The organism is Chitinophaga sp. LS1 (genome assembly GCF_034274695.1).
Classification (GTDB): domain Bacteria; phylum Bacteroidota; class Bacteroidia; order Chitinophagales; family Chitinophagaceae; genus Chitinophaga.
Genome location: NZ_CP128362.1, coordinates 1,894,974 through 1,916,577 on the forward strand (window position 1 = coordinate 1,894,974; position 21,604 = coordinate 1,916,577).

18 protein-coding genes are annotated in these 21,604 nt (G+C 45.1%); 13 read left to right on the top strand and 5 right to left on the bottom strand.

Features of this window, described 5'->3' with window-relative positions; translation table 11 throughout:
* The first annotated feature begins 15 nt into the window (after positions 1 to 15).
* The 11 genes from QQL36_RS07825 to QQL36_RS07875 all read left to right on the top strand — a co-directional run bounded on the left by QQL36_RS07825 (position 16) and on the right by QQL36_RS07875 (position 12,419).
* Entirely contained in the window at positions 16 to 2,415 is a 2,400-nt protein-coding gene (locus QQL36_RS07825; RefSeq protein WP_321569457.1) for a heavy metal translocating P-type ATPase, read from the top strand.
* A gap of 202 nt (positions 2,416 to 2,617) precedes the next feature.
* Complete coding sequence (gene ccoS, locus QQL36_RS07830) at positions 2,618 to 2,842, top strand: cbb3-type cytochrome oxidase assembly protein CcoS (protein ID WP_083721943.1); 225 nt, start codon at positions 2,618 to 2,620, stop codon at positions 2,840 to 2,842.
* A gap of 64 nt (positions 2,843 to 2,906) precedes the next feature.
* Positions 2,907 to 5,015 (top strand): cytochrome-c oxidase, cbb3-type subunit I, encoded by a 2,109-nt coding sequence (ccoN, locus tag QQL36_RS07835; RefSeq protein ID WP_083721942.1) that lies wholly within the window; start codon positions 2,907 to 2,909, stop codon positions 5,013 to 5,015.
* 11 nt (positions 5,016 to 5,026) lie between these two features.
* A complete protein-coding gene (locus QQL36_RS07840; RefSeq protein WP_083721941.1) occupies positions 5,027 to 5,191 on the top strand; it encodes a cytochrome C oxidase Cbb3 in 165 nt (54 codons plus the stop codon).
* Positions 5,192 to 5,204: 13 nt separating this feature from the next.
* The gene (locus QQL36_RS07845) at positions 5,205 to 6,308 is read left to right on the top strand and encodes a cbb3-type cytochrome c oxidase N-terminal domain-containing protein (protein ID WP_321569458.1); all 1,104 of its coding nucleotides are present in this window, start codon (positions 5,205 to 5,207) and stop codon (positions 6,306 to 6,308) included.
* Positions 6,309 to 6,375: 67 nt separating this feature from the next.
* Positions 6,376 to 7,764 carry a cytochrome c oxidase accessory protein CcoG gene (gene ccoG / locus QQL36_RS07850; protein ID WP_083721939.1) on the top strand — a complete coding sequence of 463 codons (1,389 nt, stop codon included), beginning with the start codon at positions 6,376 to 6,378 and terminating at the stop codon, positions 7,762 to 7,764.
* Positions 7,765 to 7,783: 19 nt separating this feature from the next.
* The gene (locus QQL36_RS07855) at positions 7,784 to 8,221 is read left to right on the top strand and encodes a FixH family protein (RefSeq protein WP_179091031.1); all 438 of its coding nucleotides are present in this window, start codon (positions 7,784 to 7,786) and stop codon (positions 8,219 to 8,221) included.
* Positions 8,222 to 8,238: 17 nt separating this feature from the next.
* Complete coding sequence (locus QQL36_RS07860) at positions 8,239 to 8,952, top strand: sulfite exporter TauE/SafE family protein (protein ID WP_083721937.1); 714 nt, start codon at positions 8,239 to 8,241, stop codon at positions 8,950 to 8,952.
* Between the two features lie 5 nt (positions 8,953 to 8,957).
* Positions 8,958 to 10,316: an oxygen-independent coproporphyrinogen III oxidase gene (gene hemN / locus QQL36_RS07865; RefSeq protein ID WP_321569459.1), complete on the top strand. Its 1,359-nt coding sequence runs from the start codon at positions 8,958 to 8,960 to the stop codon at positions 10,314 to 10,316.
* Between the two features lie 435 nt (positions 10,317 to 10,751).
* Positions 10,752 to 11,696, top strand: coding sequence for a UDP-3-O-(3-hydroxymyristoyl)glucosamine N-acyltransferase (locus QQL36_RS07870; RefSeq protein WP_083721935.1), 945 nt, complete (start codon positions 10,752 to 10,754; stop codon positions 11,694 to 11,696).
* 60 nt (positions 11,697 to 11,756) lie between these two features.
* Positions 11,757 to 12,419 (top strand): hypothetical protein, encoded by a 663-nt coding sequence (locus QQL36_RS07875; RefSeq protein ID WP_083721934.1) that lies wholly within the window; start codon positions 11,757 to 11,759, stop codon positions 12,417 to 12,419.
* On the opposite strand, the gene QQL36_RS07880 is transcribed toward QQL36_RS07875, so the two are convergent.
* From QQL36_RS07880 to QQL36_RS07900, 5 genes are all read right to left on the bottom strand, one after another.
* Positions 12,405 to 13,397 (bottom strand): SDR family NAD(P)-dependent oxidoreductase, encoded by a 993-nt coding sequence (locus QQL36_RS07880; protein ID WP_083721933.1) that lies wholly within the window; start codon positions 13,395 to 13,397, stop codon positions 12,405 to 12,407. The two genes, QQL36_RS07875 and QQL36_RS07880, sit on opposite strands and share 15 nt — an antisense overlap.
* A gap of 19 nt (positions 13,398 to 13,416) precedes the next feature.
* On the bottom strand, positions 13,417 to 14,277 hold the full coding sequence (locus QQL36_RS07885) for a 3-hydroxyacyl-CoA dehydrogenase NAD-binding domain-containing protein (protein WP_321569460.1): 861 nt from the start codon (positions 14,275 to 14,277) through the stop codon (positions 13,417 to 13,419).
* 104 nt (positions 14,278 to 14,381) lie between these two features.
* Positions 14,382 to 15,410: a phenylalanine--tRNA ligase subunit alpha gene (pheS, locus tag QQL36_RS07890; RefSeq protein ID WP_083721931.1), complete on the bottom strand. Its 1,029-nt coding sequence runs from the start codon at positions 15,408 to 15,410 to the stop codon at positions 14,382 to 14,384.
* A gap of 24 nt (positions 15,411 to 15,434) precedes the next feature.
* Complete coding sequence (locus QQL36_RS07895) at positions 15,435 to 16,124, bottom strand: response regulator transcription factor (RefSeq protein ID WP_083721930.1); 690 nt, start codon at positions 16,122 to 16,124, stop codon at positions 15,435 to 15,437.
* A 16-nt stretch (positions 16,125 to 16,140) separates the two neighbouring features.
* Positions 16,141 to 17,526, bottom strand: a complete 1,386-nt coding sequence (locus tag QQL36_RS07900; RefSeq protein ID WP_321569461.1) for a HAMP domain-containing sensor histidine kinase — start codon at positions 17,524 to 17,526, stop codon at positions 16,141 to 16,143.
* 239 nt (positions 17,527 to 17,765) lie between these two features.
* Between QQL36_RS07900 and QQL36_RS07905 the strand changes: the two genes are divergently transcribed.
* Both QQL36_RS07905 and QQL36_RS07910 read left to right on the top strand, forming a co-directional pair.
* On the top strand, positions 17,766 to 18,548 hold the full coding sequence (locus tag QQL36_RS07905; protein ID WP_083721928.1) for a GLPGLI family protein: 783 nt from the start codon (positions 17,766 to 17,768) through the stop codon (positions 18,546 to 18,548).
* 30 nt (positions 18,549 to 18,578) lie between these two features.
* The gene (locus QQL36_RS07910) at positions 18,579 to 21,476 is read left to right on the top strand and encodes an outer membrane beta-barrel family protein (RefSeq protein WP_083721927.1); all 2,898 of its coding nucleotides are present in this window, start codon (positions 18,579 to 18,581) and stop codon (positions 21,474 to 21,476) included.
* Positions 21,477 to 21,604: the final 128 nt, after the last annotated feature.

Genomic DNA, 21,604 nt, shown 5'->3' on the forward strand with positions numbered 1-21,604 from the left:
ACCAAATCCTTTATCATGGCTACATTTACCGCCGTCCCTGGGATAGAAGTGGAGTGTGAACATTGCGGGGAGGCCTGTGCTGACACTACTATCATTATTGGGGATAAGATCTTTTGTTGTCAGGGATGTAAACTAGTGTACGAACTGCTCAATGAGAATGACCTTTGTGAATACTATAACTTAAATAATAAACCCGGACTTGCTCAAAGGATACCTGTGAGGAAGGACAAATTTGCCTTTCTTGACGATAATAAAATCCAGCAGCAACTGATCCAATACAGGGATGACGATCATACGCACATCACTTTTTACATTCCACATATTCACTGCAGCTCCTGCCTCTGGTTGCTGGAGAACCTGCACAAGCTGGATAGCGGGGTTGAAAGCGTAACGGTAAACTTTACCCGCAAGGAAACGCGTATTGTATACCAGCAGTCGCAGACGACCCTTCGCCGCATTGCTGAAATACTGACCAGCATTGGCTATGAGCCCTATATCAGCCTGCAGGACATGCAGAAAAAGAAACCCCGTGTACAGCGGGACCTGATTTACCGGCTAGGGGTAGCCGGGTTTGCCTTTGGTAATATCATGCTGCTCAGTTTTCCAGAGTACTTTGGTAACTATGGTTATTCCGATGCGAAAATGAATGAGATTTTCAGAATACTGAATGTGACACTGTCACTGCCCGTATTCTTTTATAGTGCTCAGGTATTTTTCAAATCGGCGTGGAGTGGCCTCAAGACAGGTTTTCTGAACATTGATGCTCCCATCGTACTCGCCATCGTTGTCACCTTTGTACGCAGCCTAGTCGATGTGTTTTCAGGCTCTGGCTCCGGTTATTTCGACTCAATGACCGGTATCGTATTTTTCATGCTGATCGGCAGAATTCTGCAGGACAAGACTTACCAGGGATTATCTTTCGACAGGGATTATACCTCTTATTTCCCGTTAGCCATTACAATTATAAAAGATGGTCAGGAAGTGCCTACTGCACTTCCTGACATCAAAGTAAATGATACCTTACTCATTCACGACAATGAGCTGATACCAGCAGATGGTATCCTGGTACGCGGTACAGCCCTCGTAGATTATAGCTTTGTAACCGGAGAGTCGGTGCCGGTAAGCAAATCGATAGGTGAGATCGTGTATGCAGGAGGTAAACAGTTAGAAGGAAACATTGAGATCCTGACGATCAAGGAAGTGGCGCAAAGTTACCTGACCAGTCTCTGGAACAGGGATGAACTGAAGCAGAAAGTGACCCGTCAGGAGTCATTCATTCACCTGGTAGCGCGTAACTTCACCTGGTTGCTGCTGGCAATCGCAGCGCTGTCAGCCCTTTACTGGTGGAAGTTTGACCACACGAGGATCTGGCCGGCAGCCACGTCTATCCTGATTGTAGCCTGTCCGTGTACATTACTCTTAGCCGCTTCTTTCACCAATGGTCACATTCTCCGCATTCTGAGCAGACATAAATTGTACCTGCGCAATGCGGGTGCCATTGAAAGGCTGGCGGGTATTACAGACATTGTATTTGATAAAACAGGTACGCTGACCGGCAACAAGGATATCCCTGTCACCTGGCATGGGCCTGCACTTTCAAGGGCACAGATTATGAGCATCGCTTCTGTAGCCGCTCAATCTACCCACCCACTCAGTAAACTGATCAGCGCTTTTTATCACAACATTCCAAGAGTACCTGTAAGCGGGTTCAAAACCACCACAGGTATGGGCGTAAGCGGATATATACAGGAAGATGCAATATTGCTGGGCAACGCCTCCTTTACAGGCACCCGCACTGCTGCTATGCACAACGATGGTAGCATTGTATACGTAGCTATCAACGAGCAGCCGCTGGGATATTTCCTGATCGGTAACCAATACCGTGAAGGCATTAGTACGCTGCTGCAAAGCCTGAGAACAAAGGGGTACAGCCTCTCCCTGCTCTCCGGCGATAATGACCGGGAAGCGGGCTATCTGAAATCATTGATGGGAGAAGACGCCACACTCCGCTTTACCCAACAACCACAAGACAAACTAAACTACATACTGGACCTGCAAACGAAGGGCAGACGTGTGCTGATGATCGGCGATGGTCTCAACGATGCAGGCGCACTGAAACAGAGTGATGTAGGTATATCATTAACCGAAGACAGCAACAACTTTACACCCGCGAGTGATGGGATCTTAGAAGCAGGACAACTGACGAGATTACCAAAGTTTATCAGGATCTGTATAGCGAACAAACGGATCATTGTCATCAGCTTTGTAATTTCACTGATCTATAACGTGATCGGGTTGTCATTTGCAGTGCAGGGTATTTTATCTCCGCTTACAGCGGCGATTCTGATGCCGGCCAATTCTATCAGCATGATATTACTCTCATATGGCCTGAGCGAATGGGCCGACAGACGCTAAAAACAGGCCATTACTTTTTTCAAAACCCTGCCTTTGCCTAAGGGAGCAAAGGTGGGTTTTCAGGATTCTTCTACTCAATTTATTAAAGCAGGATACTGCTCAATGAGTGCACTGATTTATATCAGCGCACTCATTGAGCGGCATCATCGTCCCCGCAAACGTAGTAGGCTAGCTTTGTTCATGGAAATTAAAACAACTCACCATGAGCGTGATCATTTTATTACTAGGAGCCAGTCTACTGGTAGCGATATGTTTCCTGGCGGCCTTTATTTGGTCGGTAAGAAGCGGACAGTTTGAAGATCATTTCTCGCCGGCCCATCGAATTCTTTTTGAGCACAAGCCAACCGAACACGCCAGCGGATCTACACCACCAGCACCATCTTGTAACAACAACAGCACTGCCACTCCACCTAATTGTAAGCAATAAGTAATCAGCAACAGGAAGTTTAATTTTTTTCTACGATCAACTCGTCATCCGTAATCGCACAAATATGTCTCTTGAAAAATTTGCGTACGACAACCGTACCGTGAAATGGTTTGCATATGCCAGTATTGGCTGGGGGCTTATTGGTATGCTGGCAGGTCTTTGGGCCGCGCTGGCGCTGGTACTCCCGGGCATTAACCTGGACTTTGCACCTACGACCTTTGGCCGTATCCGGCCCGTTCACACCAATGCTGTCATCTTCGCTTTCGTAGGTAACGGTATTTTCATGGGTGTGTACTATTCACTTCAACGCTTGTGTAAGGCACGCATGTACAGCGACCTGCTGAGCAAAATTCACTTCTGGGGCTGGCAGACAATTATTGCCTGTGGTGCCCTTTCGCTGTTCATGGGTTATACTACCGGTAAGGAATATGCCGAGCTGGAATGGCCACTGGATATTGCTATCACACTTATCTGGGTTGTATTTGGTGCGAACATGCTGGGTACGATTCTGAAAAGGAGAGAAGCCCACCTGTATGTAGCCATCTGGTTCTACATTGGTACATGGGTAGCTATTGCCATGCTGCACATCATCAACTCTTTCGAGTTGCCACTGAGCTTCATGAAGAGTTACTCCTGGTATGCCGGTGTGCAGGATGCACTGGTACAATGGTGGTATGGTCACAATGCGGTTGCGTTCTTCCTGACCACTCCTTACCTGGGCCTTATGTACTACTTCGTACCTAAAGCTGCGAACAGACCTGTGTATTCCTATCGCTGGTCTATCATCCACTTCTGGGCGCTGATCTTTATTTACATCTGGGCTGGTCCTCACCACCTGTTATATACTGCTCTTCCTGAATGGGCACAGTCACTGGGTACTGTATTCTCCATCATGCTGATTGCTCCCTCATGGGGTGGTATGCTGAATGGTCTGCTCACGCTGCGTGGTGCCTGGGATAAAGTAAGGGAAGATGCGATACTGAAATTCTTTGTAGTAGCACTGACCTGTTATGGTATGTCTACATTCGAAGGTCCGATGCTCTCCCTTAAAAACGTAAATGCTATCAGCCACTATACCGACTGGACTATCGCTCACGTACACGTAGGTGCACTGGGTTGGAATGGCTTCCTGACCTTCGGTATCCTGTATTGGATGCTGCCACGTATTTTCAGCACGGAACTGTACAACCGCAAATGGGCAAATACTCACTTCTGGCTGGGTACCCTGGGTATCATCTTCTATGTGATTCCAATGTATTGGGCTGCTTTCACTCAGAGCATGATGTGGAAAGAGTTTACTGCTGAAGGACAGTTGAAATATCAGTTCCTTGAAACAGTTCACACGGTTGTTCCAATGTATGCATTGCGTGCTGTAGGTGGTGTATTCTACATCTCTGGTGTGATACTGATGATTGTGAACCTGGCGAAGACGATCAGTCGTGGTACGTTTGTAGCTGACGAAGCTGCAGAAGCACCAGCACTGCCAAAAGTGATAGAGGTACATGGTAAAGCACACTGGCACAACTGGATTGAACGTCGTCCAATTCAACTGGCAGTATTCAGTCTGATCGTAGTAGCAATTGGTGGTTTACTGGAACTGGTGCCTACCTTCCTGGTAAGAAGCAACATTCCTACTATCTCCAGCGTAAAGCCTTATACGCCGCTTGAACTGCATGGCCGTGATATTTACATCCGCGAAGGTTGTTATACCTGTCACTCCCAGATGATCCGTCCTTTCCGTGATGAGGTAGCCCGTTACGGTGAATATTCCAAAGCAGGTGAATTCGTGTACGATCACCCGTTCCAATGGGGTTCAAAACGTACCGGTCCGGATCTGGCCAGAATAGGTGGCAAGTATCCTGACTCATGGCATTACAATCACATGCTGGATCCAACCTCTATGTCTCCAGGTTCTATCATGCCAAGATACCCATGGTTATTTGAAGACAGACTGGATAAGACCAAGACACCAGCTATGATCAATGTAATGCGTAAACTCGGTGTACCATACGCGCCAGGATATGAAAATCAGGCAACCGCAGATCTGGAAAAACAAGCAAATGAAATTGCCGGTTCTCTGGAAAAAGAAAAACTGCATGTTGGTAAAGACCGTGAAATCGTAGCGTTAATTGCTTATCTGCAAAGGATGGGTAAGGATATCAAAACGAAATAAACTGATTTATCATGAAGTTCATAAACTATCTGCAATCCATCACCGGTGTAACCATTTACCCGCTGATATCGCTGGTCCTCTTTTCGCTGTTCTTTATAGTAGCGGCCTTCTGGGCTTTCAAAGCACCAAAAGGTATGGTGGACCACATCAGTAATATCCCATTAGACGAAAGCTGAAACCTGACCAACAATGAAGAAAAGACTTTTTAATACAACACTGTTGTTCTCACTGCTGGCCAGCTTACCTGCGGCTGCGGAAGAATACACCTCCTACAAGCCAGATGGTCCATCAGAACTGGGCCACCCTGTAGCTATCGTACTCCTCACCGTGATCGTAGGCCTGTTCATCGCTATTGTAATATTGGGTAGTGCTGTTATTGGTGCTATTGACATCTATAAGGAGCGACTGAAAAACAGTAAAGCACTCCTGATCGGAGGCTTACTGGTAGGCAGCCTCTTTTCAGCTTCCGGCGCTATGGCACAGGAAGCTGTGACAACAACAGCCACAACAAACATCATCAGCGGTCTGTCCACATCTTCCTTTTACCTGCTGATCTCTGTAATCGGCCTTGAACTCCTCGTTATCATCGCTCTGCTGTATGCGCTTCGTATTCTTGTGGGTATTAAGAGCAGACGTAAAGTAAGAGCTGAGAAAGCTGAAAAAGCAGTAGCTGAAGGCAAAAAGAGTATCCACTGGCTGGAAAAGCTGAATGACACTAAGACGCTGGATGCTGACTCTGAAGCTGAAGCAGACATGGGCCACGATTACGATGGTATCCATGAGCTGAACAATCCAACACCTCCATGGTGGAGATACGGGTTCTACATCAGTATTGTATTTGCCGTAGTATACCTCTGGCGATTCCAGGTTGCTCACTCAGCACCATCACAGATAGAAGAGCTGGCTATAGCCAATGCGAAAGCGGATGAAGCTAAAGCTGCCTATCTGAAAAATGCGGCGAACAATGTAGATGAGAATACTGTGAAACAGCTGACCGATCCTGCGGATCTGGCTGCTGCGGCCAAACTTTTCGCGAGCAATTGTGCTCCCTGCCATGGCCCACAGGGTCAGGGTGTGGTAGGACCCAACCTCACGGACGACTACTGGCTACATGGAGGAACGATCAACAAGGTATTCACGACTATCAAATATGGCATACCTGAAAAAGGGATGAAGTCATGGAAAGATGATTTCTCTCCCGGACAGCTGGCACAGTTAGCAAGCTATGTAAAGAGTATTCATGGCACTAACCCTCCTAATCCGAAGGAGCCACAGGGTAATCTGGAAAAATAACCTTTCACGGGCCGGACTGACCGGTTATACGGAAATCAGTTCCGGCCCACTTTTTAATGCGTTCACAATGGATACAACGTTTCGAGACAGTTTGGCGACTGTGGATAAACAAGGGAAACGCAATTGGATTTATGCACAGAGACCTAAGGGTAAACTTTATAATGCGAGAAGTATTCTTAGCTATCTCTATTTCATTGCGTTTTTTGCCGGACCGTTTATTCAGATAAACGGCCGGCCCCTTTTTTTAATTAACGTAGTTGAAGGCCGTTTTATCCTCTTCGGCGCTCTTTTCTGGCCCCAGGATTTCTTCATCTTCGGGTTGGCAATGGTTGCCTTTATCCTCTTTATAGTCATCTTTACGATGGCCTTTGGCCGTCTTTTTTGCGGTTGGGCGTGCCCCCAGACCATCTTTATGGAAATGCTTTTCCGAAAGATAGAATACTGGATAGAAGGTGATGCGGCTGCACAGCGAGTACTGAATCAAGCCCCCTGGACTACAGACAAGATTTTCAAAAAGACCAGCAAACAGGTGTTATTTTATACGCTTTCATTCGTGATCGCCAACACCTTTCTGGCTTACATTATAGGTTTAGACAACCTTTCGCGCATTATTACGGGACCTGTAACTGAACATATTGGTGGCCTTACGGCCATTCTCATTTTTGCAGGCATTTTTTATGGCGTCTTTGCTTTTTTCAGGGAGCAGGTATGTACTATTGTCTGTCCGTATGGCCGTTTACAAGGCGCATTGCTGGACAAAAATTCCGTGATCGTAGCATACGACTACTCAAGGGGAGAACCCAGAAGCCATTTTAAGAAACAACAGGATGCTGCCTTCGGAGATTGTATCGACTGTGCACAATGTGTAAAGGTGTGCCCCACAGGTATAGACATCCGTAACGGCACCCAGCTGGAATGCGTAGGCTGTACTGCCTGTATCGATGCATGTAATTTCATGATGGCGAAGGTGAACAGACCTTTGAACCTGATCCGTTACGCATCAGAAGATGGTATTGCCAACAAACAACCGCTGACGATCACCGCCCGTATGAAAGTGTACAGCAGTATCCTGGTGCTGATCGTTGCAGCCATCACTTTTATGCTGGCAAGCAGACAACCGGTAGGTGGCGATATCATCCGTGCTGGAGGTATGTTGTACCAGGAGAGAGGAGAGGACAGCGTATCCAACCTGTACAGTGTAAAACTAATCAACAAAACGACAGCTGATATTCCGCTGACGTTGAGACTGGAAGATATAGCAGGTCGTATACAATCAATTGGCGCTTCTGTGATCAAAGTAAAAGCAGAATCACAGGGAGAAGGCACCTTCTTTATCGTATTACCCAAAAGTGCGATCGGGAAAAGAAAAACGGTGCTGCATGTAGCACTATATGCAGGCGACAAGAAAACCGGTTCCATCAAAACTACTTTCCTGGGACCGATACAATTCCAATAACTTTTATAAACTAATCATCATGAACTGGGGACATAGCATCATCGTTGTATTCGTTCTTTTTGCCGCCGGTATGCTCACATTGGTTACCAAGAGTATGCATGCACATGTGGAAATGGTGAACAATGACTATTATGCGGAAGAGCTGAAATACCAACAGGTGATAGACGGACGTAAAGAAGCAGCATTACTTTCGGCACCGGTGAAGATCGATCAGGCCGGCGATCATATAGATGTGACTTTCCCTCCTGAAATGCAGGGAACACCACTGAGTGGTAAGATCCTTTTTTACAAAGCTGCGGATTCCCGTCAGGACGTAACAGTTCCGCTCCGCGCTGGTGTAGAAGGTACTATGAGCATCAGCAAACAGAAACTGAAAAAGGGTGATTACCAGGTTCAAATGGAATGGGATGCCAAGGGCAAACACTACGTCCAGGAAGAGAATATATCGGTGAACTAATTTAAACAGCACACAATATGTTCCTGACATTTCTTTATGCGCTTTCGCTGGGTTTTATAGGCAGTTTTCACTGCATAGGTATGTGCGGGCCGATAGCGCTTACTTTGCCGGTTCAGCACCTGGAAGGTACGCGCAGGCTGGGAGGCATATTACTGTACAATGCAGGACGTGTGAGCGCTTATACAGGCCTTGGCATCTTTTTCGGATGGCTGGGCAGACAATTTTATCTCGGTGGCCTGCAGCAATGGCTTTCTATTACAGTAGGAGGGTTATTGCTGCTGGTCATTTTTTTTCAGTACGGATGGAAGTCCTTTCGTCTTCCTGCAATAGGAGGATTTTATACCAAAAGAATTAAATCGATCCTTGGCAACTTACTTCGTCAACGTCGTTTCAGTACACTTTATGCAATCGGTTTTTTCAACGGCTTACTGCCCTGTGGGTTGGTTTACTTCGCCATAGCAGGCGCGATAGCAACAGGTGCAACCTGGCAGGGAGCACTGTTCATGACAGCTTTTGGAACGGGCACCTTACCGGCGATGGTAGCGGTAAGCTGGTTCACAGAGCTGATCAGTCTGCGCTTCCGTAACCGCATCAGACGTTTCATACCCGTTATAGCCGGCATTATGGCCATCTTGCTGATCATGCGTGGCCTGAACCTGGGCATTCCGTATATCAGTCCGGTACTTTCTCCTCAGGAAGAGCGGGTTTCTTTACACTGTATTAAACCTTGACTACAATGACTCTCATTCAGAAATATAATACCGCTGCACCACGGTACACCAGTTATCCCACCGTTCCCTACTGGGATGAATCAACCTTTGATGCTACAAGATGGAAACAATCCCTGCAGGAGTCTTTTAAGGCGACCAACTCAACCGAGGGTATCAGCATTTACATACACCTTCCTTATTGCGAAAAATTGTGCACTTATTGTGGATGCAACAAGCATATAACCATCAATCATGGGGTAGAAAAGCCCTATATGGACGCTATCTTACGGGAGTGGGGCCTCTACCTTAAACTGTTTGAAAAACGCCCGAGAATCCGCGAAATTCACCTTGGAGGAGGTACGCCTACTTTCTTCAGCGCCGACAACCTGGCGCAACTCATCATTGGTATTTATGAACATGCTGACCTGATCTCTGATGCGTCTCTGAGTTTTGAAGGGCATCCCAATAATACCACTGTGGCACATATGCAAACCCTGTACAATTTAGGGTTCAGACGTATGAGTCTGGGTATCCAGGATTTTGATCCAAAGGTGCAGGATATTATCAACCGTATACAACCTTTTGAAACGGTGGAGCGGGTTACGAACGAGGCCAGGGAGATTGGATTTACTTCCATCAACTATGACCTGGTGTATGGTTTGCCTTTACAAACGATGACAAGTGTACAGGATACCATTAATAAGATTATCAATCTGGGTCCGGACAGGATTTCATTCTATAGCTATGCACACGTACCCTGGATCAAGGGAAATGGTCAGCGCAAATATTCTGAAACAGACTTGCCTAAGGATGAAGAAAAACGCGCGCTGTACGAATTGGGTAAAACGATGTTTGCTGAAAATGGGTATACAGAGATAGGAATGGATCACTTTGCCCGTCCACATGATTCCCTGTACCGCTCAGCACAGGAGGGTACCCTGCACCGCAACTTTATGGGTTATACAGATCATCATACTTCACTGATGATTGGTTTAGGTGCATCATCTATCGGCGATAGCTGGTATGCTTATACACAAAACGAGAAGACGATCGATCGGTGGATGGAAAGGGTAAACAACGATGACTTTCCGGTAGTAAGAGGACATATTCTGAGTACCGAAGACCTGTTACTTCGCCGCCATATTCAGGCACTGATGTGCAATTTTGAAACTACCTGGAACAAGGCAGATGTGCAGTGTGATGCGATTGTAGAAGGTTTGCAAAGACTGCAGGAACTTGAAAAGGATGGGTTGGTTGCTGTAAAACCAAAGAAGGTTTTTGTAACAGAAAAAGGACGTCCTTTTATCCGTAATATCTGTATGGCATTTGATGCTCGTTTATGGCGCAGACAACCACAATCACAGCTATTCAGTAGTGCTATCTAAATCTTATTGACTTCATTCTTATTGCTTTACGTTGAATGTGTATCCTGAGATTGGAATTTTTTCCAAAAAATGGAATAACCATGCTATGATAAATTATCACATAATTGTGATAGCACTATCGGCTGAAATATTGATGAATAAAGGGTTTGAGTGAGCATAAAAAAAGTCTGACCGTTTTTTACAATCAGACTTTCTTGTTATGTGAATGGGTTAGTAAGTACAGGGAACAAAAATTCCCTACACAATATTAAAAAGAATTTTATCACAAAAGAAAAAAAATGCAAACTTTTTTATTCACACCACTAAAAAAAGTGTGGATAACAACAGTTAAAAAGCACAACTGAAAGATTTTTTGTGCCGGCAATCAAACCAAATTTACACAAACGATAATATCCCGATTCTCACCTACCTTTGTTGCACTAAACAGCAGAATATATGAAGTTCAATGCTCCAATACCGGTAACCGAAATCGCTGCATACATAGGCGCAGAGCTGGAAGGCAACGATCAGCAAATGGCAACCGGCATTAACGAAATACATAAGGTTACTCCGGGTGATATTTCATTTGTAGACTTTGAAAAGTACTATGATAAGTGTCTGCGTTCTGCAGCAACAATTATTATCATCAATAAAAAAGTTGACTGTCCTCCCGGTAAAACATTGCTTGTATTACCTGATCCGTTCAGTGCTTATGTTAAAATTGTGAAAAGGTTCCGTCCTTTTGAACCAGCGACCAAACCCATCAGCGATACTGCGGTAATAGGGAAGGACACTATCATTCAGCCAAATGTGTTCATCGGAAATCACGTTACTATCGGCGAGAACTGTCTTATTCATCCCAACGTTACCATCTATGATCATACAGTAATTGGCAACAACGTAATCATTCATGCAGGTACCGTGATTGGCGCAGATGCATTCTACTTTAAGAAAAGAGCAGACAGGGAAGTGATGTATGATAAGATGGAAAGCTGCGGTCGCGTGATCATTGAAGACGATGTGGAAATCGGCGCTGGCTGTACCATTGACAAGGGTGTAAGTGGTGATACTATCATTGGTCGCGGTACTAAGTTTGACAACATGATTCATATCGGTCATGGTACCGTAATTGGTCGTAACTGTCTTTTTGCTGCACAGGTAGGAATCGGTGGTAAAGCACATATCGAAGACAATGTGATCCTCTGGGGTCAGGTAGGTGTATCCAAAGATCTGGTGATTGGTAAGGGAGCTGTGGTGCTGGCACAAAGTGGTGTACCAGCTTCACTGGAAGGAGGAAAAACGTACTTTGGTTCTCCGGTAGAAGATGCACGCATGAAGATGAAAGAACTGGCATGGATCAAACGTATCCCTGAAATCTGGGAGAAATTAACGTCTAAATAAACGCTTTTGTAAAATAGCTTCTGCCACCCTGCAGAAGCTATTTTTTTATACATTTGGAACATGCTTTTCCGAACATTGCTTCTCCTGTTTTCCACCCTGACTGCCGTAGCCCAGAAAGGGCTTACCGAAGTTCCTGTCACTATTAAAGACGGCTGGTTTACCGCCAAAACAATTTCCTTCGATAAGTATACCACAGGCGACCGTAAAAACGGTATCGATCAACCTGCTTCTTTCTCCTTCATAAAGAACCCCATTGACGCCTTCAATTTCCAGCTGCTATGTGATACCTGCAACACAGGGAGTAAGGCGCATATTCAGTCGCTATTTACCCCTCGCATCGCTTTCTCAGATCGTTCGTTACCATCCGTACTGGAACATGTTGAGGCTAACAATAAACTTACTTATATCGTCATCCAGGTTGCCGATTCTACTTTGGGTACCTGGGAAATGATCCTCCGGAATATGACTTATCTGGACCTGAACGACAACAAACAGGCAGGCATACTCCGCTCTTCACTGGGAGAGTTCAAAGTCACTGCCAATAACCATTTTGGCATCGTAAATTCTTATGAAAATATCCGGTACGAATTTGTGTACCGGAAGAAGGTAGTGGCGGCAGTCATACCTGGTAATAGTCCCCGGGTATGGTTAGACCTGAATAATTTAAAAGAGGAACAGCGCATTGTAGTTGCTGCAGCAATAGCGGCATTACTGCTTAGATGAGGACAGCATCTTTTTCAGATATGCTTTACTCATACGGGCCACCGTTTCTTTCAGTGGTGTAAACGTAAAGTCCGGCAATACCTCCTTTATCTTCCCGTTATTGTAGTATACTTTCAGTTGCGCAGTATGTGCAGTTTCTTTTGTTAACACGGCCTTTTTTCCGGTGATCTTACTCTTCAATGTTTCTATCCGCCATACTATCTCTGCCTGCCATGGTTTCACCAGTTTATGTGGCGGCTTTTTGCCCAGTTGTATCGCCATTTCTGTAAACAGATCTACATATCGCCAGTTGTCTGCGGAGATTACAAAACGTTGTCCGCTTACATTACTTTCCATCAGGCGTATCATCACTTCAGCCACGTCTTCCACATCTGTGAAACCAGTAATTCCTTCTGTATAATAAGGGAATTCTTTCCAGGCATTTTTAATGAGCAGACCGGAACCATCTTCCCAGAAATCAGGGCCCAGGATAATCGATGGGTTTACGATGGCAGCAGGTAATCCTTCTGCAATACCTCTCCATACTTCCATCTCTGCCCTGTACTTACTCACGGCATATTGTGAATTGTGATGACTATCCTGCCATTCAGTATTTTCATCGATCATCTGCCCGGTCTTTGCACGCCCCAGGGCAGCTACGGAACTCACATGTACCAGTTTTTTCACGCCAGCATCCAGCGCCAGATTTACCACATTGGCAGTACCATCTATGTTCACTTTCATTATCTGCTCACGCGCTTCCGGGCGGAATGATACTACACCTGCACAGTGATAGACTTTTTCAACACCTTCCATGGCTTCTTCCAGTGCGACTACATCCAGTACATCACCTTTTATCCAGGTGATTTTGTCTGCAATTTCTTTGAGCTGTTCAGGAATTTCCTTGCGGTATAATGCCCTTACAGGTACGCCTGTTTTCACCAGTTTTCGTAATAAATGACTGCCTAAAAATCCCGTTCCTCCTGTTACTAATATCATGTAATCTTGTTCCGTTTGTCTAAAGATAATTATAAAACCCTTTCCCGGTTTTCTTTCCTAAATCACCGGCCTGCACACAGGTTATCTGTAATGGACTCGGCGTAAAACGGGGAGCCTTTGCAAATGCATCGTACAATGATTGCGTCACGGCAAGGTTTACATCGTTGCCGATCAGGTCCATCAGGGTAAAAGGTCCCATTCTGAAACCTGCACTTTCCAGCAGGCGATCTATTGTTTTGTACGGTGCAATTCCTTCCGTTGCAACCTGCATGGCTTCTAAATAATAATGCCTGGCAACCCTGTTTACAATAAAGCCGGGAGTATCCCTGACCTGTACCGGTGTTTTACCCATTTTAACTGCCAATGCATGCAACAGTTGTGCAACACTGTCCGTTGTTTTTTCACCACTCACAATCTCCACCAGTTTCATTACCGGTGCGGGATTAAAAAAGTGCATGCCCGCTACCCGTTCAGGATGAGGCACCGCCGCTGCAATGGATGATATGGAGAGAGAAGAGGTGTTGGAAGCGAAGATCGTGTACTCATTATTCACAGCCGCTAATTCCCGAAATAATGCTGTTTTAATATCGATTTTTTCCACGATGGCCTCTATAATCACATCTGCCTTTACATCGCCGGTATGTGCCGTAAAATGCAGGCGTTGCATGATCTGGACCGCCATCCCTTCCTTCAGTTTTCCTTTCTGCTCCAGGGTGGATAATTGACTACTGATCTGTTGTCTGGCTTTGTCCAGCATAGCTGGTTGTACATCGAACAATACTGTGTTGAAACCGCTGGCAGCGGCTACCTGTGCTATGCCGACGCCCATGGTGCCAGCCCCGCATACAGCGATCGTTTGCATTTGTTCCAGATGGATCATCTTCGTCTTTTGGGGGTAAAAAAGAAAAACAGGAGAAAAGGCGTATGGATAATTCAATTGCGCGCTTTTCTCCTGCTTGTAAATATATTCAAATATGCTTGTTGCTAGACTGCTCCTTCAAATTGTTCCAGGAATCGAACATCATTTTCTGAGAATAACCGCAGATCCTTAATCTGGTATTTCAGCATAGTAATACGTTCTATACCCATACCGAAGGCAAAACCAGTGTATTTTTCAGGATCGATACCACAGTTCTCCAACACCTTCGGATGCACCATACCACAACCCAGGATTTCTACCCAACCGGTATGCTTACATACGTTACAACCCTTACCACCACAGATGTGGCAGGAAATATCCATTTCTGCACTGGGTTCAGTGAACGGGAAGTAGGAAGGACGGAAGCGGATACGGATATCTTCGCCAAACAGCTCTTTTACGAAGTGATAGAGCGTTTGTTTCAGATCAGCGAAAGAAACGTTTTCATCAATGTACAATCCTTCTACCTGGTGGAAGAAGCAGTGTGCACGGGCGGAAATAGTTTCATTGCGGTATACACGTCCGGGACAGATGATACGGATAGGCAGCTCACCTTTTTCCATTGCCCTTACCTGTACGGAAGAAGTATGGGTGCGCAGCAACCAGTCCGGTGCCTTGCTGATGTAGAAAGTATCCTGCATATCCCTGGCCGGGTGATTTTCCGGCAGGTTCAGTGCGGTAAAGTTATGCCAGTCATCTTCTATTTCAGGCCCTTCTGCAATCGCAAAACCCAGGCGTTCAAATATGCTGATGATGTTATTTCTTACTATGCTGATAGGATGACGGGTACCCAGGCGGTGAGGTTCCGCAGGCAGGGTAAAGTCCGCATCGGTAGCGGCAGCACCGGCACCATCTTTCAGGTGTTCAAATTGCGCATAGCGCTCTTCTACGAATTGCTTAAACCCGTTGAGCAGTAAACCGAATTCTCTTTTCTGCTCTTTGGGCACGTTCGCCATTTCTCCGGATATAGCTTTTACAATCCCTTTGGTACCAAGGAATTTGATGCGGAATGCTTCCAGGTCGGCAGCTGTGGCCGGTTCAAATGCCTGGATTTCCTGTTTGTAGGCAGCTATTTGCTGTTCTATGTGATCCATAAGACAGCAAAGATAATGATATACTCAGAAAATTAATTTATAACCCACGCCCCGGATGTTGACAATTTGTACCCTTGGGTCATCTTTGAGGTAGCGGCGCAATTTGGTGATGAAAACGTCCATGCTGCGGGCGTTGAAAAAGCTGTCGTCGCCCCACAAATCCAGCAGTATACTCTTCCTTTCTATTACCTGGTTCAAATTTTCTGACAGGCGCCGCAGTATCTCAGCTTCCCGGTGGGAGAGGAAAGCAGTTTCATGATTGCGGGTCAGGGTTTGCTTGGTGTAGTTGAAGTGGTACTGGCCAATCTGGATTACATCGGCACCAGAAGCCTCCTGCGCCGCTGGCTGATCATTGAACCGCTGCAGCAAAGCTTTGATCCTTACAATCAGCTCATCCATACTGAATGGCTTTTTCAGATAGTCATTGCCTCCCAGTTCAAATCCTTTTACCACATCCGCAGTCTGGGATTTGGCTGTGAGAAAGATAATCGGGGTCACTTTGTCCTGTTTCCTGATTTCTGTAGTAACGGTGAAGCCGTCCATGTTTGGCATCATGATATCCAGCACCACCACATCTGGTTTGTGCTGATGGTACAAATCCAGTCCTTCCTTTCCGTCAGTCGCGTAGAGCATTTCAAAGCCACGCATTTCCAGACTATCTTTTACGATTTGTCCCAGTTGCCATTCGTCTTCTATCAATAATACTTTAGCCATAGTTACAGATTTAATCTCAGACAGGTATCTGGATGATAAATTCGCTGCCTTTGTCCGGTTCACTGTGTACTGTGATACGACCATCGTGCAGTTCTACTATTTTCCTGACATAACTGAGGCCCAGTCCGAATCCCTTCACATTGTGCAGGTTGCCGGTCGGTACCCGGAAGAAAGTATCAAAAATATTTTCCTGGTATGTTTTAGGAATACCTATGCCATTATCTTTTACCCGAACGATCAAGTTACCGTTTTCTATGGAACTACGGATGTTTACCACAGGCAATTCTCCTGAGTACTTGATGGCGTTGTCCACGAGGTTATTGATCGCATTTGACAAGTGGGTACGGTCTACATTTACCAGCCGCTCACCGATCAGGTTATCATACCTGAATTGCACGGGTCTGTTAGTTTTGAGCTGGTGATTAGTAATGATCGTATCCATGATTTCGTTGATGTCCGTTTCTTCTTTGTACAGCTCTATTTCTTCTCTTTCTTCCGACGCGATGTGCAATACTTTTTCAACCAGGTCAGACAACCTTTGCAGCTCCTGCTTGGAGATGTCGAGGTAAGTTTGCGTTTTGCGCTGATCGTTGAGGGCATTGAAATTCTGCATGGCTTCAACAGCTGCATATACTGTAGCGATAGGCGTTTTCAGCTCATGCGTCATATTGTTGATGAAATCATTCTTTACCTCTGAGAGTTTCTTTTGTTTCAGGATGGTACGCAACATGTAGATAAAGCAGATCGTCGTCAGCACCAGCAAAACAAAGGAACCTACCAGGGTCCAGAGCATCTTGGCAAGGATGTATTGCATGGGTGATTGAAACACCGCCTGAACAAAAAGGTTGCTTGCGGGGTTGAATGGGATCTTGCTTGTCTTTTGTGGACCCCGTCTGCGCAGACTATCGCGGAAACTTTCCCTGGCAAAACCTTCAAAGTTGATATGAAAAGTATCCAGGTGGAAATCAGTTTTGATCTGACGGCCGTGGAGTTCTGCACTAAAGATGGAGTCCAGCTTTATCAGTTTGACACTATCGCTGGTAATATTGTTCAGGAGCAGGAAATCGGAAATTTGCCTGGCCAGCGTATCGGCATACACACGGCTGGGATTCTGATGAGGACCGGCATGATCGTTCGCATCGACCATTACGTGCATGCGACCTTCGCCCTCTTCGGGACCAGGACCAGGAGGAGGTATATCGCCACCAGGGCCTCTCAGGCTGTCTCCATGCTCTCTGTTAAAGCGCCTGAAGTACCGGCGTACGTCGGCAAACTGTTTGTTGTAGACAGCTGTACGCAATGATTCGTTAATATCTTTACTGAACTGTTCTAACTGTATGTGATAAGAGTTATATAACCAGTATCCCTGGAACATGTAGATGCCTAGAATGCATATACACATGAGTATCAGAATGTTTCGGATCCGCTGGCGCATTATATCAATGAATTTATCATGCAAAGCTATTTGATTATAGGATAATCATGGCTATCCCCTTAACAGTAATTAACAGTAAATAAGGAACCTTAACCATTGCGCCCATATTATGTTCTTTCATTAACAGTAATTAACAATAAATAAAGCTATTTAACCTGAAAATGCGTGCCGAATATTGACTTTTGTGAAAGAAAAAAAACAAACACATGAACCATTTATCAAAAACCCTCTTTGGTGCCGCCCTGATAGCCTTCACTGGCTTCACGGCACAGGCACAGGACAAGAACAGCGGTGTGATCGATTATGAATTGAGTCAAAAAATGCCTCCAAGAGGCGGTGATGGCGGCGATGAAGAAGGACAAGTAATCACTATAAACCAACATTTCTTTTTCGCAGCCGGCCACGGTAAGCTGGAAACAGAACGTCCTAACTTTGGTGGCGGCATGGATCGTCAGGGACCTCCTCCTCCTCCGGGTGAAGGTGGTGAACAAGGCCCTCCTCCAGGAGTTGGTGGTGGCCGTTTCCGTGGTGGATTTGGTATGATGGGTGGCGGATTCGTAGACCTGCAGAGCCATAAATACCTGCAAACATTTACCAAACCAGATGACTCTACTAAAACCTACTTTGCAGAAGAAGATTTCCGTCCGGCAAAAGATGTAAAACCGGGTGATAAGACTAAGAAAATCGCTGGTTACAATTGCAAAAAAGCTACTGTGACCGTAAGGGATGAAACTTATACCGTATGGTATACAACTGACCTGCCTTTCAGCTACAGCCCTGTAAATGGCCTGTTACCTGAACCAAATGGCGTCGTACTGGCTGCTGAAAGTAACAACCGTTCCTTTACAGCAAAGAAAGTAGACTTTAAACCGGTACCTCCTGAAAAAGTTTCCCTGCCTGGTAATGCGGAGAAAGTGAGTGAAGAAGAAATGCACAAAATGCGTCAGGAGGCCAGAGATAAATTCCGTGACAGACAAAACAGGAATTAAAAGACTACTACTTTAACTTACATCCTCCTCATGAAAAGGATCCCCCTTATGACTTTGTGCCTGATCCTGATTGCGCTTATATCCAAAGCGCAATCAGGTCAGGTTAAAGGAGAACTGACTGACTCAACCGCATCTCATCCTTTGGCTGATGCCACCGTAGCATTGCTGAATGGCAAGGATTCTTCTCTTGCAGCTACTGCATTTACTGACAAAAAAGGTGGCTTCAGCTTTACCGGTCTTTCTGCCGGTGGCTACCGGGTATATATTACTTACCTGGGTTATAAACCAATTTTCAAAAGCATTACTGTATCTGCTGCACAACCTGTAGTTGATATGGGTACCATTCACCTCCTGGGCAAAGGTATCACCCTGGGTGAAGTGGAGATCATACAGGAAATACCGCCTGTTGTGGTAAAAAAAGATACCCTCGAATTCAATGCAGATGCTTTCAAAACCCGCGAAAACGCAGTGGTGGAAGACCTGCTTAAAAAACTGCCCGGTGTTACTGTGGATAAAGATGGAGTGATCACAGCACAGGGTGAAACGGTAAAGAGAGTATTGGTAGATGGTAAACCATTCTTTGGCGATGATCCCAAACTCGCCACTAAAAATCTACCTGCTGAAGTGATCGATAAAATTCAGGTGATAGACCGTAAATCAGATCAGGCACAGTTTACAGGTATCGATGATGGTAATACTGAAAAAGCCATCAATATCACAATTAAAAAAGACAAGAAAAAAGGGGTATTCGGAAAGGCATCTGCCGGCTATGGTACAGATGATCGTTTTGCTATCAATGCAAATGCAAACGCCTTCCGCGATAACCGTCAGCTCTCTTTCCTGGGTAGTGGTAATAACGTCAATAACATGGGCTTTACCATGCAGGACGTATTCAACTTCTCCAGCAGCAACAATGGCAGTGGTGGTAGTAACGGCCGTAGTGGCGGCGGTGGCAGAGGTGCTGCTCAATCTACTATCAGCAACCTGGGTGGTAACAGCACCACAGGCATCACCACCAACTGGAATGCAGGTTTCAACTATAATCAGGACTTTGGATCAAAATTAAAAATCAATGGTAGTTACTTCATCAACGATGTAAAAACTGAAACTAAAAATCAGAACACAAAGCAAACTTTTACATCCGATAGTTCTTACTATTACAACTCTACTACCGGTTCCCTTACTCAAAATAAGAACAACCGTCTCAACATGCGGATCGAGTATGAAATTGACTCTTTCCACTCTTTGATATTTACCCCTACATTCTCCTATACTGATGGTAGTACTAATTCAACCAGCTACTACCAACAGCAGGATAACAATAAAGTAACCTCTATCGATGGCTCCAATACCAACCGTAGTGGTGCTTCTTCTCCAAACTTTTCAGGCTCTGCATTGTACCGTCAGAAGTTTCATAAAACAGGTCGTACGCTGAGCGCCAACTTTACGTATGGATATAATACTACCGATCGTCAGAACTATTATAAGTCGCTGGACGAATATGTAGCGACTGATACTACGTCCGCTTATACCAGCGGTTATGACAGGAAGACAAATGCGAATAACATCGGTAAAAATTATCAGGCAACATTGACGTACACTGAACCGTTGATGAAAGACAGATACCTGGAACTGGATTATACTTATAGCAATAATTATAGCTCTTCCAAAAACCTGACTTATGATGCAAATGCTTCCGGAAAATATGATGTGCTGAATGATAGCCTGAGTAACATTTTTGAAAATACATTTTCTTCTAATCAGGCAGGTATTAATATCCGTACGAACAAGTTCAAGTATGACTATACCTTCGGTATGAATGTGAGGTTTAATAGTCTGGTGAATGATAACGTAAGCAGGAATACACATATCTCTCAGTACACAGTGAACTACTTTCCATCTGCAAGTTTCAACTATAATTTTGAGCAGGGTAGAAGGTTCCGTTTCCGCTATAATGGTAGCACAACACAACCAACTATTTCTCAGTTGCAACCACTACCAGATCTGACCAATTCACTGTATGTACAGCAGGGTAATCCTAATCTAAAGCCTACGTTCACACATAGTCTGATGGCGGGTTACAACGCATTTAACAGAAGTTCATTCCGTGGTATTTTTGTAAATGCAAATGCAACATTCGCCAACAACCAGATTGTAAATGCGAACCGTACAGATGACTCTACCGGTAAGCAATACACTAAACCGATCAATACGAATGGGGTGTATTCACTGAGTGGTAGTATGGTGAACTCTATTCCCATCAAGAATCACATCACTTCTCTGAATATCAGTACGAACGTTTCTTACAAAAGAGATGCGAGCTTCACAGGTGAAGATGAGGATTTCAGCGATATCAAGAAATACTATACCAGAAACTTCAGTCTGACCGAAGGCATTACATTCAATTACTTCTTCAAAGAATTATTTGATGTATCTACATCTGGTAGTGTACAGTATGCAGCAGCACGATACGACATCCTGCCAAGCAACAACACCAACTATTTCAACTATTCATTCTCTCTGGATTTCAACATCAATCTGCCTGCAGGTTTTCAGGTGGGCAGTGACATGACATACACATTGAATGCAGGCCGGGCTGCGGGTTACAACGTAGATTATACTTTGCTGAACGGATATGTATCCAAGTTTGTGGGGAAGAAAAAACAGGGACAATTTAAATTCTATGCTTACGACCTGCTGAAACAAAATATCAGCATCAGCCGTACTACGGGTGAGAACTACATCCAGGATACACAGAACATGGTACTGCAACGTTACTTTATGATCAGCTTTACTTACTTCCTGCGTAAGTTCGGTACGAACAATAATAATAATCGTGAAGGCCCTCCACGCGAAATGCGCTTTATGCGTCCTCCGGGTGGCGGCATGCCGGGAGGTCCTCCTCCGGGCGGTGGCGGTGGAATGTAAAACAGAAAAGGAGTGCGATATGCACTCCTTTTTTTATGTATTATACATGTAAAATGACTCCAGATTTTTTGAAAGGTTGAAAGGAAATAAAGGTGACGGTGAAACATCTCCCCTCGTACCATCAGCTT

Coding starts and splice junctions, on each gene's coding strand:
- QQL36_RS07825 (WP_321569457.1), top strand. CDS start 16: ATGGCTACATTTACCGCCGTCCCTGGGATAGAAGTGGAGTGTGAACAT.
- ccoS (WP_083721943.1), top strand. CDS start 2,618: ATGAGCGTGATCATTTTATTACTAGGAGCCAGTCTACTGGTAGCGATA.
- ccoN (WP_083721942.1), top strand. CDS start 2,907: ATGTCTCTTGAAAAATTTGCGTACGACAACCGTACCGTGAAATGGTTT.
- QQL36_RS07840 (WP_083721941.1), top strand. CDS start 5,027: ATGAAGTTCATAAACTATCTGCAATCCATCACCGGTGTAACCATTTAC.
- QQL36_RS07845 (WP_321569458.1), top strand. CDS start 5,205: ATGAAGAAAAGACTTTTTAATACAACACTGTTGTTCTCACTGCTGGCC.
- ccoG (WP_083721939.1), top strand. CDS start 6,376: ATGGATACAACGTTTCGAGACAGTTTGGCGACTGTGGATAAACAAGGG.
- QQL36_RS07855 (WP_179091031.1), top strand. CDS start 7,784: ATGAACTGGGGACATAGCATCATCGTTGTATTCGTTCTTTTTGCCGCC.
- QQL36_RS07860 (WP_083721937.1), top strand. CDS start 8,239: ATGTTCCTGACATTTCTTTATGCGCTTTCGCTGGGTTTTATAGGCAGT.
- hemN (WP_321569459.1), top strand. CDS start 8,958: ATGACTCTCATTCAGAAATATAATACCGCTGCACCACGGTACACCAGT.
- QQL36_RS07870 (WP_083721935.1), top strand. CDS start 10,752: ATGAAGTTCAATGCTCCAATACCGGTAACCGAAATCGCTGCATACATA.
- QQL36_RS07875 (WP_083721934.1), top strand. CDS start 11,757: ATGCTTTTCCGAACATTGCTTCTCCTGTTTTCCACCCTGACTGCCGTA.
- QQL36_RS07880 (WP_083721933.1), bottom strand. CDS start 13,397: ATGATATTAGTAACAGGAGGAACGGGATTTTTAGGCAGTCATTTATTA.
- QQL36_RS07885 (WP_321569460.1), bottom strand. CDS start 14,277: ATGATCCATCTGGAACAAATGCAAACGATCGCTGTATGCGGGGCTGGC.
- pheS (WP_083721931.1), bottom strand. CDS start 15,410: ATGGATCACATAGAACAGCAAATAGCTGCCTACAAACAGGAAATCCAG.
- QQL36_RS07895 (WP_083721930.1), bottom strand. CDS start 16,124: ATGGCTAAAGTATTATTGATAGAAGACGAATGGCAACTGGGACAAATC.
- QQL36_RS07900 (WP_321569461.1), bottom strand. CDS start 17,526: ATGTGTATATGCATTCTAGGCATCTACATGTTCCAGGGATACTGGTTA.
- QQL36_RS07905 (WP_083721928.1), top strand. CDS start 17,766: ATGAACCATTTATCAAAAACCCTCTTTGGTGCCGCCCTGATAGCCTTC.
- QQL36_RS07910 (WP_083721927.1), top strand. CDS start 18,579: ATGAAAAGGATCCCCCTTATGACTTTGTGCCTGATCCTGATTGCGCTT.